Genomic DNA, 12,573 nt, shown 5'->3' with positions numbered 1-12,573 from the left:
ATGAGTTTCGCGATCAGCGATGAAATTCACGCTCTGTGCCAGCGCTACCAGGCGCTGGCCCTCAGCGAAAACGACGACAGCCTGACCGTTGCCCTGAACGCTGACGTGCCGCAGGGGCTGCTGCCGGCCCTGCGTTTCGCCACCGGCAAACGCATTCATCTGGAACAGTGGCCTGCGGCCCGGCTGGAGCTGGAACTGAATCGCCGGCAGATGCAGGGCGACCGGCTTGGGCAAAACACGCAGGAGGCCAAACCGGACGCACCCTCGTTGAACGACGACAGCGACGCCCCTGTGGTGCAGTTTATCAATCAGACGCTGCGCATCGCCCTGCAACGACGCGCCTCGGACATTCATTTCGAACCTTATCAGCAGACACTGCGTATCCGGCTACGTATCGACGGCGTGTTGCAAGCCGTAGCTTCACCGCCTTTCCCGCTCGCCGCCCCCCTTATCGCCCGGCTGAAGATCATGGGGCAGTTGGATATCGCCGAGCGCCGCCTGCCGCAGGATGGGCAGCTCAGCGTGCAACTGGATAACGCCAGTTACTCGATGCGTATCGCCACCCTGCCGACGCTGCACGGTGAGAAAGTGGTGTTGAGGATCCTGCAAACCGAACGCCAGGAGCTGCCGTTGGATCAATTGGGCATGAGCCAAACGGCGCTGGCGCAGTATGCTGAGGCTCTGTCTTGCCCCCAGGGCATGATTCTGGTCACTGGCCCGACCGGCAGCGGTAAAACCGTCACGCTGTACAGCGGCCTGCGGCAATTGAATGACGCGCAAAGCAATTTATGCAGCGTCGAGGACCCGATTGAAATTCCGCTGTTCGGCGTTAACCAGACCCAGATAAACCCCAAAACCGAGCTGGATTTTTCTCGCGTATTGCGCGCCTTGCTGCGCCAGGATCCTGACGTCATCATGATCGGTGAGATCCGCGACCGGGAAACGGCGGAAATCGCAGTCAAAGCCGCTCAAACCGGCCATCTGGTCCTCTCGACGCTGCACACCAACTCCACCAGCGAAACCCTGACGCGCCTGACCCATATGGGCATTCCGGGTTATCTGATCGCCGCCTGCCTGAAGCTGGTCATCGCTCAGCGGCTGGTGCGCAAACTGTGCAGCCACTGCCGCTATCAACAGAACCTGCCCGCGCACTTTCCCGCCGCCATTTGGGCCAAGCCCCTGTTGCCCTGGCAGGCTGACGGATGCGAACACTGCTTTAGCGGTTACTATGGCCGTACAGGGGTTTATGAACTGCTGATGGTCACGCCGGAAGTGCAAGCCGGTCTGCTGCAGGGCGCAACTCCCGGTCAACTGGCCGATATAGCCCGACAACAAGGGCAGATAACGCTACTGCAAGCTGGATTAACGCTGGTTTCTCAAGGTCTCACTTCGCTGGAAGAGGTATATCGCATTGTCGGCCTCACCGCCGAAAGCGGAGCTACGCCGTGAAAGCACAACGCCTTTTCCTTTGGCAAGCCGTCGATCCTCACGGCCAGTTGCGCCTGGGTGAACGAATGAGCGACGAAAAACAGCAAGTCAGCCAGTGGCTTATTGAGCAGGGGTTGCAACCCTGCCATATCAATAGCGGGAAACGCATTGCCCCCGCCCAATGGCGCGGCGAACCCATGATCCAATTCACCCGCCAACTCGCCACCCTGCTGCAAGCCGGGTTACCGCTGGTCAACGGATTGCAACTGCTGGCGGAAGAACATCCGTCTGCCGCCTGGCGCTGCCTGCTGCGCGAGATAACCGAACAGGTACGGCAGGGACAGCCCTTCTCCGACGTTATCGCCGGGCAACGCGCCATCTTTCCGCTCATCTACCGCCAGTTGATCGCCATCGGGGAACTGACCGGCAATCTTGACGCTTGTTGTCTGCAGCTGGCCCAACAGCAGGAGGCGCAACAAAAACTGCAAAAAAAAGTGATTAAGGCGCTGCGTTACCCGCTGTTTATCTGTGCAGTAGCGCTGTTGGTGAGTATTCTGATGCTGGTGATGGTGCTCCCGGAGTTTGCCGGCGTTTACCAGTCGTTCGATGCGCCATTGCCCTGGTTTACCCAGGGGCTATTGAACCTGTCCGCGATGTTGATCCGCAGCGGACCATGGTTGGTGTTGATGTTGGCCGGCGCGGTATTTTCCTATTTCCGCTGGCTGCACCCACAGCCACAGTGGCGCAGGCGCGAACAGGCGACGCTGTTGCGCTTGCCGCTGATCGCGCAGTTGATCAAAGGCGGCTGCCTGAGCCAAACATTCCGTATTCTGGCCATGACGCAGCAGGCGGGGCTAACGCTGGTTGAGGGGCTAAACGCCGCAGCGCTGTCTGTAGACAGCCTGTTTTACCGCCAGGCGATTGAGAGGGTTCGGCAACAGATTGCGCAGGGCCATACCTTCTACAGCGCCCTGGGCCAACAGGCGCTCTTTCCCCCATTATGCCAACAGTTGGTGCGGGTGGGCGAAGAGTCCGGCTCGCTTGACACCTTGCTGGGCAAGCTGGCGCTGTGGCATGAGCAGCAAACCTTTGAACTGGCCGATACGCTGGCGCAAACGCTGGAGCCGATATTGATGCTGGTGGTGGGAGCAATAGTCGGGACGCTGGTGATCGCCATGTATCTGCCGATATTTCAGCTGGGGAATGTTTTGGGGTAAGCAAAACGATCCGGGGCACGGCAAAATGTGAGCCGTTCCCCGGAGAGTGGCTTTATTACCGGTTACTTAGCACCGAATACGCGGTTTTCCTGCTCCGCAACGCGGATAAAGGTGGTGCGCTTGGTCAGCTCTTTCAGACGTTCTGCTCCGACATAGGTGCAGGCGGAGCGCAAACCACCGAGGATATCACGCACGGTAAACTCGACCTCACCGCGCAGAGGCAGCTTAACGGTTTTTCCCTCAGCGGCTCGGTATTCGGCAACGCCGCCCACGTGGCGCTTCATCGCCGACTCGGAGCTCATGCCGTAGAACAGCATGAATTTTTCGCCGTTCTCTTCCACTACGGTGCCTTCGCACTCGTCATGTCCGGCCAACATACCGCCCAGCATGACAAAATCAGCGCCGCCGCCAAAGGCTTTGGCTACGTCGCCCGGCACAGAACAGCCGCCGTCGCTGACGATTTGACCGCCGAGGCCGTGTGCCGCATCGGCGCACTCAATCACAGCGGACAACTGCGGATAACCTACGCCGGTTTTTACCCGAGTGGTGCAAACCGATCCCGGGCCAATGCCGACTTTTACGATATCGGCGCCGGACAGGATCAGCTCTTCCACCATTTCGCCAGTAACCACGTTACCGGCGCAGATCACATGGTTCGGGCAAGCTTCGCGCGCTTTCTGCAAGAAGGCGACAAAATGCTCCGAGTAACCGTTGGCCACGTCGATGCAGATAAACTTCAGAGCCGGTGACAGTGCCAGAATCTGCTTCATCTTCACAAAATCGGCCTCTGAGGTGCCGGTTGAAACCATAACGTGGCGCAGTAACGATGTCGGTACGCGCTGCACGAATGCGGCCCATTGTTCAACGGTGTAGTGTTTGTGTACGGCGGTGAGAACATCGAAGGAAGCCAGGGCCTCTGCCATGCTGAAGGTGCCGACCGTGTCCATGTTGGCGGCAATAATCGGCACACCGGACCAGTTCCAGCCAGAATGTTTGAAGGTAAACTGACGCTCCAGTTCAACCTCAGAACGGCTTTTCAACGTGGAACGCTTTGGGCGAATCAGCACATCTTTAAAGCCTAACTTCAAATCTTCTTCAATACGCATGACTTATGATTTCCTGGTTTTTGGCGACGGATCGCAGGGGGATATTCGAACCTATACCCTATGAATTTCGAGTTGCAGCCAGGCGACCAGATCGCTCATCCCCAGGAGCTTACATCAGGGGTGGGCGAACGCAGTCAACAACGCTGCGGCTTGAAAGGCGACGGGGTATACCCTAAATAATTCGAGTTGCAGGAAGGCGACAAGCAAGAACGAGAGTCCCGACGAGCTTACTCACGCAAGTGATTCGAGTGAGCGCTCGCAGTCAACACACCTGCAGCTTGAAGAATGGCGGGTATAGAGTAATGCCAGTTCCAGTGACGTTATCATACGCGCTAATAATCACCGGACAAGACTGCGAATTCACCTTTATTTACGTTACAATCCGACAAATTTACCTAAGAACCTGCGGTGTGATTCATCGCTCATTTTCCTGTCCCTGTCGCGTTTTTTATCACCGTACAGCGCAACCTGCCAGGCTGGCTCTCCCTACCGACTTGCACTTCTGCACGATCGCTTTATGATTCGTCTATTATTTTTTTATGAATATCGGATGCATTTTATACCATGGCCTACATTGTAGCGTTGACAGGGGGTATCGGCAGCGGCAAGTCCACCGTAGCAGACGCCTTTGCCCGCCACGGCGTGGAGATTGTCGACGCAGACGTCATTGCACGGCAGGTTGTCGAACCCGGCACCCCGGCTTTAGCCGCTATCGCCGAACGTTTTGGTAATGAAATGTTGCTGGCCGACGGCACGCTTAACCGTTCCGCACTGCGCCAACGTATATTCAGCAACCCGGATGAGAAACGCTGGCTGAATCAATTGCTGCACCCGCTGATTCATCAGGAAACCCAACGCCGGTTGGCGCAGGTCGCCAGCCCCTACGCACTGTGGGTAGTGCCACTGCTGGTGGAAAATAACCTGCAAGCGCGCGCAGATCGCGTGCTGGTGGTCGACGTCGACAGCGAAACGCAATTGGCAAGAACAGTCACCCGCGACGGAATCAATCGCCAACAGGCGCAAAACATCATGTCTGCACAGGCCACGCGCGAGCAGCGCCTGGCCGTTGCAGACGACATAATCGATAATAGCGGTGCCGCTCAGGGGATAGAGCCATTTGTTGCCGCACTGCATCGCCGCTACCTTGAACTGGCGGCATCAGCGACCCGACAGGATTAAACTGAATGAATGATGTGTCCCCAAGCGTTCTTTTTGAACATCCGTTGAATGAAAAAATGCGCACCTGGCTGCGTATCGAGTTTTTACTGCAACAATTGCATGGCCAGCGGGCATTGAGCGAAACCGCCATTGCGCTGACCTTCTTCCGCACCATTTCGGACCTGCTGGACGTATTGGAGCGCGGCGAAGTGCGCACCGAACTGCTGAAAGAGCTGGAGCGTCAGCAGCAGAAGCTGTTGGCATGGGCCGATGTGCCAGGCGTCGATATGTCTGTGATGGATCAGTTGCGCGGCCAGCTGAAGGAACGTGCTGCGGCGCTGATGTCCGCTCCACGTCTCGGGCAGGCGCTGCGTGAAGATCGGCTGATTAGCCTGGTGCGCCAACGTCTGAGCATCCCCGGCGGTTGCTGCAGCTTTGACTTGCCCACGTTGCACATGTGGATGCATGCGCCGCAACAAGAGCGAGATGCTGACGTCACTGATTGGCTGCTGACCCTGGAGCCGTTGAATCTGGCGTTGACGATGGTGCTGGATCTTATCCGTCAGGCCGGGCCATTCCGCAACCAAATCAGTTTGAACGGCTTCTTCCAGGATAACGCGGAAGGCGCCGATCTGTTGCGTTTGCGCATTAACCTGGCGCACCAGCTTTATCCGCAGATTTCCGGCCATAAAACACGTTACGCGATCCGCTTCCTGCCTTTGGACAGTGAGCTTGGCGTGGTGCCGGAACGGTTAACCTTTGAGTTGGCCTGTTGCTGACCCAATGACATAGAAACCTTTCACGTGTGGAAAGGAGTAAGGAACAGAAGATGACTACCGTAGTGAAATGCCCAACCTGTGGCAAAGGCGTGGTGTGGGGTGAAGTGAGCCCGTTCCGCCCCTTTTGCAGCAAACGCTGCCAGCTGATCGATCTCGGCGAGTGGGCTGATGAAGAGAAGCGCATTCCGAGCAACAACGAACTGTCGGAAAGCGAAGACTGGAGCGAAGCGGACGACGACCGCTAATCGCCGAATGACGGCCCGGCGCCCGCCGGGCCTTTGGTTTTATTGCGCAGCGTTGGCCTGCTGCACCAGCAGTTTGATAATGCTGATATTGGCTTCGGGGAACTCTTCCTCACGCAAGTCCGCCTGCTTCACCCAGCGCATTGGCTGGCCTTCGCGGCCAAACGGCTCGCCCTGCCAACCTTCCACCAGATAGAAGTTCAGCGTGACGATGCGATCGCTAAAGCGGTGCTCCAGCACCTCCAGCAGCGTTGCGCGTTCGGTTTCAATGCCGGTCTCTTCGCGTAATTCGCGGTTCAGCGCCTGCTCCGGGGTTTCCCCTTGCTCAATTTTGCCGCCGGGAAACTCCCAGAAACCGGCCATATGTGAATCTGCGGCGCGACGAGTGATAAAAATTTCCTGCCGGGCATTGCGAATGATACCGACGGCGATGTTCAGATGCTTCATCGCATCCTCCTGATTAATTCATGAGAGCGCGGACTTTGGCCCTAAAAAACTGGGGTTCAGCATGCTGAACCCCAGGGTTTGACTCGTTAAACGCTGCCGGGCTTACTTCTGCAGGCGGCCGTGGCACTGTTTGTATTTTTTACCTGAACCGCACGGGCAAAGATCGTTACGACCTACCTTGCGCTCAGCGCTTGCAGGAGCATTAGAATCCTCGGTGACCAACGAATTTTCTTCGTAGTGGCTCAACTGTTGCTGTGCCGCCAGGCGCTCCGCTTCTTCACGACGCTGCAACTCCATCGCTTCAACCTCTTCCGGCATCCGCACCTGCACTTTGCTCAGTACGCTGATCACTTCGTATTTCAGCGATTCCAGCATGGTCGCAAACATGTTGAAGGATTCACGCTTGTACTCTTGCTTAGGATCTTTCTGCGCGTAACCACGCAGGTGGATGCCCTGACGCAGATAGTCCATTGCCGCCAGATGTTCCTTCCACAGAGAATCCAGCGTCTGCAGCATCACACCCTTCTCGAAGTTGCGCATCATATCCGCGCCAACCACTTCTTCTTTGCGCAGATAGTCTTCCCTGGCCTTCTCCAGAATACGCTCACGCAGCGTTTCTTCGTGCAGATCCGGCTCTTTATCCAACCACTCGGCGATAGGCATATCCAAATCGAAATCGCTTTTCAGGCGCTCTTCCAGACCCTGAATATCCCACTCTTCTTCCAGCGACTGCGGCGTAATGTAGCTGTCGATAGTAGTCTTGAAGACGTCTTCGCGGATGCTGGCAATGGTTTCGCTCACGTCGGACACGTCCAGCAGCTCATTACGCTGGCTGTAGATAGCGCGACGCTGATCGCTGGCCACGTCATCGTATTCCAGCAGTTGCTTACGAATATCGAAGTTACGGCTTTCCACTTTACGCTGCGCGTTGGCAATCGCCTTGGTGACCCATGGGTGCTCAATGGCCTCACCCTCTTTCATACCCAGTTTACGCATCATGCCGGAAACGCGATCCGAGGCGAAAATACGCATCAGAGCATCTTCCATCGACAGGTAGAAGCGAGATGAACCGGCATCACCCTGACGACCGGAACGGCCGCGCAGCTGGTTATCGATACGGCGCGATTCATGGCGCTCGGTACCAATGATGTGCAAACCACCCGCCTTCAATACCGCTTCATGGCGGATTTTCCAGGCCTCTTTAATCGCCGCGATCTGCTCTTCGGTTGGGTCTTCCAACTGGGCAATCTCTGCCTGCCAGCTGCCGCCCAACACGATATCGGTACCTCGGCCCGCCATGTTGGTGGCGATAGTCACCGCACCGGTCTGGCCAGCCTGCGCCACGATATCCGCTTCCATGGCATGGAATTTGGCGTTCAGCACCTTGTGGTCGATGCCGGCCTTCGCCAGTTCACGGGAAACGACTTCGGATTTTTCGATCGAGATAGTCCCCACCAGCACCGGCTGGCCGTTGGCGGTACGCTCGCGAATATCTTCAATGATGGCGCCAATCTTCTCCAGCTCGGTCATATAGACCAGATCCGGCATGTCTTTACGCAGCATTGGGCGGTTGGTCGGCACCACGATGGTATCCAGCTTGTAGATGGAGCTGAATTCGAACGCTTCGGTGTCGGCAGTACCGGTCATGCCGGCCAGCTTCTCGTACAGGCGGAAGTAGTTCTGGAAGGTGATGGACGCCAGCGTCTGGTTCTCGTTCTGGATTTCCACGCCTTCTTTGGCTTCCACCGCCTGATGCAGACCATCGGACCAACGACGGCCCTGCATGGTACGGCCGGTATGTTCGTCAACGATGATCACTTCACCGTCTTTCACGATGTAGTCAACGTCACGGGTGAACAGCACGTGTGCGCGCAAAGCGGCGGTCACATGGTGCATCAACATGATGTTGGTCGGTGAATACAGCGACTCCCCTTCTTCCATAATGCCGGCTTCCACCAGCATTTCTTCGATCAGGATCAGGCCGCGTTCGGTCAGGTGCACCTGGCGCGCTTTCTCGTCTACCGAGAAGTGGCCTTCGCCCTGGAAGGAGTCTGAATCCTCTTTTTCCTGACGGATAAGCTTTGGAATCAGCTTGTTAACCTTAATGTACATTTCTGAGCTGTCTTCGGCCGGGCCGGAGATGATCAGCGGAGTACGGGCTTCATCGATCAGGATGGAGTCAACCTCATCCACCAGCGCATAGTGCAGCTTGCGCTGGACGCGCTCTTCCGGGCTGAACGCCATGTTGTCGCGCAGATAGTCGAAACCGTATTCGTTGTTGGTGCCGTAGGTAATATCGGCGGCATAGGCTTCACGCTTGGCCGGCGCAGGCATACCCGGCAGGTTGATGCCGATGCTCAGGCCAAGGAACTCGAACAGCGGGCGGTTGTTTTCGGCGTCGCGCTGCGCCAAATAGTCATTGACGGTCACTACGTGCACACCGCGCCCGCTTAAGGCGTTCAGGTAGGCGGGCAGGGTTGCGGTCAGCGTTTTACCTTCACCGGTACGCATTTCTGCGATGCAGCGATCGTTCAGTACCATGCCGCCCAGCAGCTGCACGTCGAAATGGCGCATACCGAATACGCGCTTGCTCGCCTCGCGTACCACGGCGAAAGCTTCCGGCAGCAGGTTTTCCAGCACTTCGCCCTTTTCCAGGCGCGCGCGGAACTCGTTGGTCTTGGCTTTCAGCTCGTCATCGGACAGCTTTTCCATGTCCGGTTCCATGCGGTTGATCAGTTCAACCGACTTACGCATGCGGCGCAGTGTACGATCGTTACGGCTACCAAAAACTTTGGTCAATAATTTCACTAACATGATGTTTAATATCTCTGTCATGACAGCCAACACAGGCAGTCAACTTGCTGTTATTTTTAGGTTTTTGTCGCCCAAAGGGCAATGAATCAGCTTAACGCTACTGGCCCGGCGCGAATGCCCTGCACCTGCGCGAGCCACAAGCCGGTCTGGTGCTGCGCAAAGGCAGGCAGCACGGCATGATGGGTATGACGAATGATGGTCGGCGGCTTTGGCTCATGCGTCAGCAGCGCGTTGAGTGTGGAAAGCAGCGCAAGTTGCGCCACCTGCAACGGGGGTTCGGCGACTTCCGCCTCGCTTTCCTGCACCCGCGCGTAGACTGCCTGCGGTGCAAGCGCAAAAGAGAGGTGACGAATGACGGTACGAAGCGCATGCTGGTGCCAGTAGTCGACGCTGAAGGTCGGGCGGCGGTGCGCTTCCTGCAGCAACGCCAGGCTATTAAAGGCGCCGCTGGCGGAATTTTGCCGGTTCAGGCTGGACGAGGTGCTCGGCAGAGCGGCTTGATCGGAGCTGCCTGACAGATTTGAAGGTACGCCAAGCGTGGCCGCGACCATCCCTAACAGGAGATGGGGCCAGAAATAACGTCTGCCAAATTGTCGCCAACGATTTAGAATACCGATCACGAGTTTATAATCCGCCGGAGCCCATTATGCGCGATAGCCGTCCACAATTATTAGATGTCCTGTTCGACGACGCGTCTGCAGAAGACAAAGGGCCGCTGCATAACGTCCAGCAACGCGCTGTGGCGCTGCTTAAGCTTAACCGTGCAGTGAAAGGCGTATTGCCCGTTCAACTGCATCCCTGGTGCCGCGTCGCGAATTTCCGACAGGGTATTTTAGTGCTAGAAACGGCCAATGCCAGCTGGCTGATGCGCCTGCGCTACGAACAACCGGCTCTATTATCTGCACTACGAGCGCAAATTCTACCATCATTGTCGTCGATCGACATCAGGATTAATCCGGCCTTGATGGCAAAAGGGAGCAACATTGTGCAGGACGCCGCAAAAACCTTGGGAAATACGCAGACAAACGTGCCCATGCGGCATCTGAGTCAGGAAAGTGCTGAAGAATTAAGGGGATTGGCGAGCCGGAGCCCGGAAAAACTGCGCAAGGTATTGGAACGACTGGCGTCGCTGGCCGGAGAGAGTGCCAACGCTACCAGTCGTAAGAAGTAATCAGCGGTATCGGCTTATGCCAATACGGTGGACGGGGCTTTGAATGCCAACGGCATTTCGGCTTCGTCCTGGAAGGTGACGTATTCCCACGCTTCCTGTTTCGCCAGAACGGCTTGCAGCAGTTTGTTGTTCAGCGCATGGCCTGACTTGTACGCGGTAAACGCGCCAATGATGTTGTGGCCGCACATGAACAGGTCGCCGATGGCGTCCAGCATCTTGTGGCGTACGAATTCGTCTTCAAAGCGCAGGCCGTCTTCGTTCAGAACGCGGTAGTCATCTACCACGATGGCGCAGTCAAAGCTGCCGCCCAGAGCCAAACCACGTGACTGTAAATACTCGATGTCACGCATAAAACCGAAGGTACGCGCACGGCTGATTTGACGCACGAACGAGTCGGCGGAAAAATCCAGGCGGTAGCGTTGCGTGCTGGCGTCGATCGCCGGGTGGTTGAAGTCGATGGTAAAGTCCAGACGGAACCCGTTATGCGGGGACAGCTCTGCCCATTTGTCGCCATCTTCAACACGCACGGTGTCTTTCAGACGCAGGAATTTCTTCGCTGAGTTCAACTCTTCGATGCCGGCGTCCAGCAACAGATAGACGAACGGACTGGCGCTACCGTCCATGATTGGGATTTCGGCGGCGTCAACTTCAATAATGATGTTGTCGATACCCAGCCCAGCCAGCGCAGCATTCAAATGCTCAACGGTAGAAATACGCACGTCATGCTCATTGACCAGGCAAGTACAGAGCATGGTATCACGCACGGATTTTGCATCAGCCGGAAAATCAACCGGTGGATTCAAGTCAGTGCGACGATAGATGACCCCGGTATTAGCCGACGCTGGGCGCATTGTCAGCGTGACCTTTTTGCCGGTATGCAAACCGACACCAGTCGCCTGAACAATACGTTTTAATGTCCTTTGTTTGATCATCGTTTTATCTCGCAATGTTATCCATCCTACCGACCAAGCATACAGCATGGCCGGCGGGACAGTTTAGCACAAAGAGCGGAGATTCCAAATTCTCAGGATATTCTTAGTCTGCCTGCTTGCGCAGGAAAGCAGGAATATCAAGATAGTCGGGCTCTTTATTAGGCTGCGCAGTCGGATCGTTGACCACCTTGGCGGCTGGTTTCACTTCCTGCGGCAGCGGCGACATGCCGTGCTGCTGGTAGCGATGATCCATCACTGGCTGGCTAACCTGTTTATTGGTCACCAGAGTGATTTCAGGACGCTTGTCCATGCCGATACCGGTCGCAACCACGGTCACGCGCAGTTCGTCGTTCATTTCCGGATCCAGAGAAGTACCGATAACCACGGTAGCGTTGTCGGAAGCGAAAGCGCGAATGGTGTTACCCACGGTTTCGAACTCATCCAGACGCAGGTCGAAGCCGGCGGTGATGTTGACCAGAACGCCGCGAGCGCCGGACAGGTCGATGTCTTCCAGCAGTGGGCTGGAGATCGCCATTTCCGCCGCTTCTTCAGCGCGGTCTTCACCACAGGCAACGCCGGAACCCATCATCGCGTAGCCCATTTCGGACATCACGGTGCGCACGTCGGCGAAGTCGACGTTCATCAGGCCCGGACGGGTGATCAGCTCGGCGATCCCCTGCACCGCGCCTTTCAGCACGTCGTTGGCCGCGCCGAACGCGTCCAGCAGAGAAATGCCACGACCCAGAACTTTCAACAGCTTGTCATTCGGGATAGTGATCAGTGAGTCCACATGTTTGGACAGCTCTGCAATACCTTGCTCAGCGAACGCCATGCGTTTCTTGCCTTCAAAATTGAAAGGCTTGGTAACCACGGCCACTGTCAAAATACCCAGATCTTTAGCAACTTCAGCCACGACAGGTGCTGCACCGGTACCGGTACCGCCGCCCATGCCGGCTGCAATGAAGACCATGTCTGCGCCATCGAGTGCGGCGCGCAGAGCTTCACGATCTTCTTCCGCTGAATTGCGACCCACTTCAGGGTTCGCGCCAGCACCCAGACCTTTGGTAATACCGCTACCGATCTGGATGGTTTGGCCAACTGCCGTTTTACGAAGCGCCTGAGCGTCTGTATTAACGGCGAAGAATTCAACACCTTCGATGCGCTCGCGCACCATGTGTTCAACGGCGTTGCCACCGCCACCGCCGACGCCGATGACTTTAATCACCGCGTCATTGGTTAGTTCCATTGGTTCAAACATAGTTTCTCTCCGTTTTGTGCC

The 12,573-nt window shown here is 56.5% G+C and carries 12 protein-coding genes; 6 read left to right on the top strand and 6 right to left on the bottom strand.

Annotated features, from left to right (window positions below; translation table 11 throughout):
• The gene (gspE, locus tag JK621_RS02560) at positions 1-1,449 is read left to right on the top strand and encodes a type II secretion system protein GspE (protein WP_212558519.1); all 1,449 of its coding nucleotides are present in this window, start codon (positions 1-3) and stop codon (positions 1,447-1,449) included.
• Positions 1,446-2,645 (top strand): protein transport protein HofC, encoded by a 1,200-nt coding sequence (gene hofC, locus JK621_RS02555; RefSeq protein WP_212558518.1) that lies wholly within the window; start codon positions 1,446-1,448, stop codon positions 2,643-2,645. Before gspE ends, hofC begins: the two co-directional genes overlap by 4 nt.
• Before the next feature lie 62 nt (positions 2,646-2,707).
• Here hofC and JK621_RS02550 read toward each other — a convergent pair whose 3' ends face one another.
• On the bottom strand, positions 2,708-3,751 hold the full coding sequence (locus JK621_RS02550) for a GMP reductase (RefSeq protein WP_126480257.1): 1,044 nt from the start codon (positions 3,749-3,751) through the stop codon (positions 2,708-2,710).
• Between the two features lie 564 nt (positions 3,752-4,315).
• Between JK621_RS02550 and coaE the strand changes: the two genes are divergently transcribed.
• Genes coaE through yacG form a run of 3 tightly spaced genes read left to right on the top strand, consistent with a single transcriptional unit; the run spans position 4,316 to position 5,933 of the window.
• Positions 4,316-4,930 (top strand): dephospho-CoA kinase, encoded by a 615-nt coding sequence (gene coaE / locus JK621_RS02545; RefSeq protein ID WP_212558517.1) that lies wholly within the window; start codon positions 4,316-4,318, stop codon positions 4,928-4,930.
• Positions 4,931-4,935: 5 nt separating this feature from the next.
• The gene (gene zapD, locus JK621_RS02540; RefSeq protein WP_212558516.1) at positions 4,936-5,688 is read left to right on the top strand and encodes a cell division protein ZapD; all 753 of its coding nucleotides are present in this window, start codon (positions 4,936-4,938) and stop codon (positions 5,686-5,688) included.
• Positions 5,689-5,738: 50 nt separating this feature from the next.
• Positions 5,739-5,933: a DNA gyrase inhibitor YacG gene (yacG, locus tag JK621_RS02535; RefSeq protein WP_212558515.1), complete on the top strand. Its 195-nt coding sequence runs from the start codon at positions 5,739-5,741 to the stop codon at positions 5,931-5,933.
• Between the two features lie 39 nt (positions 5,934-5,972).
• Here yacG and mutT read toward each other — a convergent pair whose 3' ends face one another.
• The 3 genes from mutT to secM all read right to left on the bottom strand — a co-directional run bounded on the left by mutT (position 5,973) and on the right by secM (position 9,811).
• Positions 5,973-6,377: an 8-oxo-dGTP diphosphatase MutT gene (mutT, locus tag JK621_RS02530; RefSeq protein ID WP_212558514.1), complete on the bottom strand. Its 405-nt coding sequence runs from the start codon at positions 6,375-6,377 to the stop codon at positions 5,973-5,975.
• 102 nt (positions 6,378-6,479) lie between these two features.
• Complete coding sequence (secA, locus tag JK621_RS02525; protein WP_212558513.1) at positions 6,480-9,191, bottom strand: preprotein translocase subunit SecA; 2,712 nt, start codon at positions 9,189-9,191, stop codon at positions 6,480-6,482.
• Positions 9,192-9,277: 86 nt separating this feature from the next.
• Positions 9,278-9,811, bottom strand: coding sequence for a secA translation cis-regulator SecM (gene secM / locus JK621_RS02520; protein WP_212558512.1), 534 nt, complete (start codon positions 9,809-9,811; stop codon positions 9,278-9,280).
• Between the two features lie 26 nt (positions 9,812-9,837).
• Between secM and JK621_RS02515 the strand changes: the two genes are divergently transcribed.
• Positions 9,838-10,362 (top strand): DUF721 domain-containing protein, encoded by a 525-nt coding sequence (locus JK621_RS02515; RefSeq protein ID WP_212558511.1) that lies wholly within the window; start codon positions 9,838-9,840, stop codon positions 10,360-10,362.
• Positions 10,363-10,376: 14 nt separating this feature from the next.
• Here JK621_RS02515 and lpxC read toward each other — a convergent pair whose 3' ends face one another.
• Positions 10,377-11,294: a UDP-3-O-acyl-N-acetylglucosamine deacetylase gene (gene lpxC, locus JK621_RS02510; protein ID WP_006317618.1), complete on the bottom strand. Its 918-nt coding sequence runs from the start codon at positions 11,292-11,294 to the stop codon at positions 10,377-10,379.
• 103 nt (positions 11,295-11,397) lie between these two features.
• Entirely contained in the window at positions 11,398-12,552 is a 1,155-nt protein-coding gene (gene ftsZ / locus JK621_RS02505) for a cell division protein FtsZ (protein WP_006317617.1), read from the bottom strand.
• Positions 12,553-12,573 lie beyond the last annotated feature (21 nt).

The organism is Serratia plymuthica (assembly GCF_018336935.1).
Lineage (GTDB): Bacteria > Pseudomonadota > Gammaproteobacteria > Enterobacterales > Enterobacteriaceae > Serratia > Serratia plymuthica_B.
The sequence above is the reverse complement of the archived record's forward strand: the minus strand, read 5'-3'. Positions and strand labels throughout refer to the sequence as shown.

What these genes read in the sequence shown, in the direction of transcription:
- gspE (WP_212558519.1), top strand. Translation starts at nt 1, where the DNA reads ATGAGTTTCGCGATCAGCGATGAAATTCACGCTCTGTGCCAGCGCTAC.
- JK621_RS02550 (WP_126480257.1), bottom strand. Translation starts at nt 3,751, where the DNA reads ATGCGTATTGAAGAAGATTTGAAGTTAGGCTTTAAAGATGTGCTGATT.
- coaE (WP_212558517.1), top strand. Translation starts at nt 4,316, where the DNA reads ATGGCCTACATTGTAGCGTTGACAGGGGGTATCGGCAGCGGCAAGTCC.
- zapD (WP_212558516.1), top strand. Translation starts at nt 4,936, where the DNA reads ATGAATGATGTGTCCCCAAGCGTTCTTTTTGAACATCCGTTGAATGAA.
- yacG (WP_212558515.1), top strand. Translation starts at nt 5,739, where the DNA reads ATGACTACCGTAGTGAAATGCCCAACCTGTGGCAAAGGCGTGGTGTGG.
- mutT (WP_212558514.1), bottom strand. Translation starts at nt 6,377, where the DNA reads ATGAAGCATCTGAACATCGCCGTCGGTATCATTCGCAATGCCCGGCAG.
- secA (WP_212558513.1), bottom strand. Translation starts at nt 9,191, where the DNA reads ATGTTAGTGAAATTATTGACCAAAGTTTTTGGTAGCCGTAACGATCGT.
- JK621_RS02515 (WP_212558511.1), top strand. Translation starts at nt 9,838, where the DNA reads ATGCGCGATAGCCGTCCACAATTATTAGATGTCCTGTTCGACGACGCG.
- lpxC (WP_006317618.1), bottom strand. Translation starts at nt 11,294, where the DNA reads ATGATCAAACAAAGGACATTAAAACGTATTGTTCAGGCGACTGGTGTC.
- ftsZ (WP_006317617.1), bottom strand. Translation starts at nt 12,552, where the DNA reads ATGTTTGAACCAATGGAACTAACCAATGACGCGGTGATTAAAGTCATC.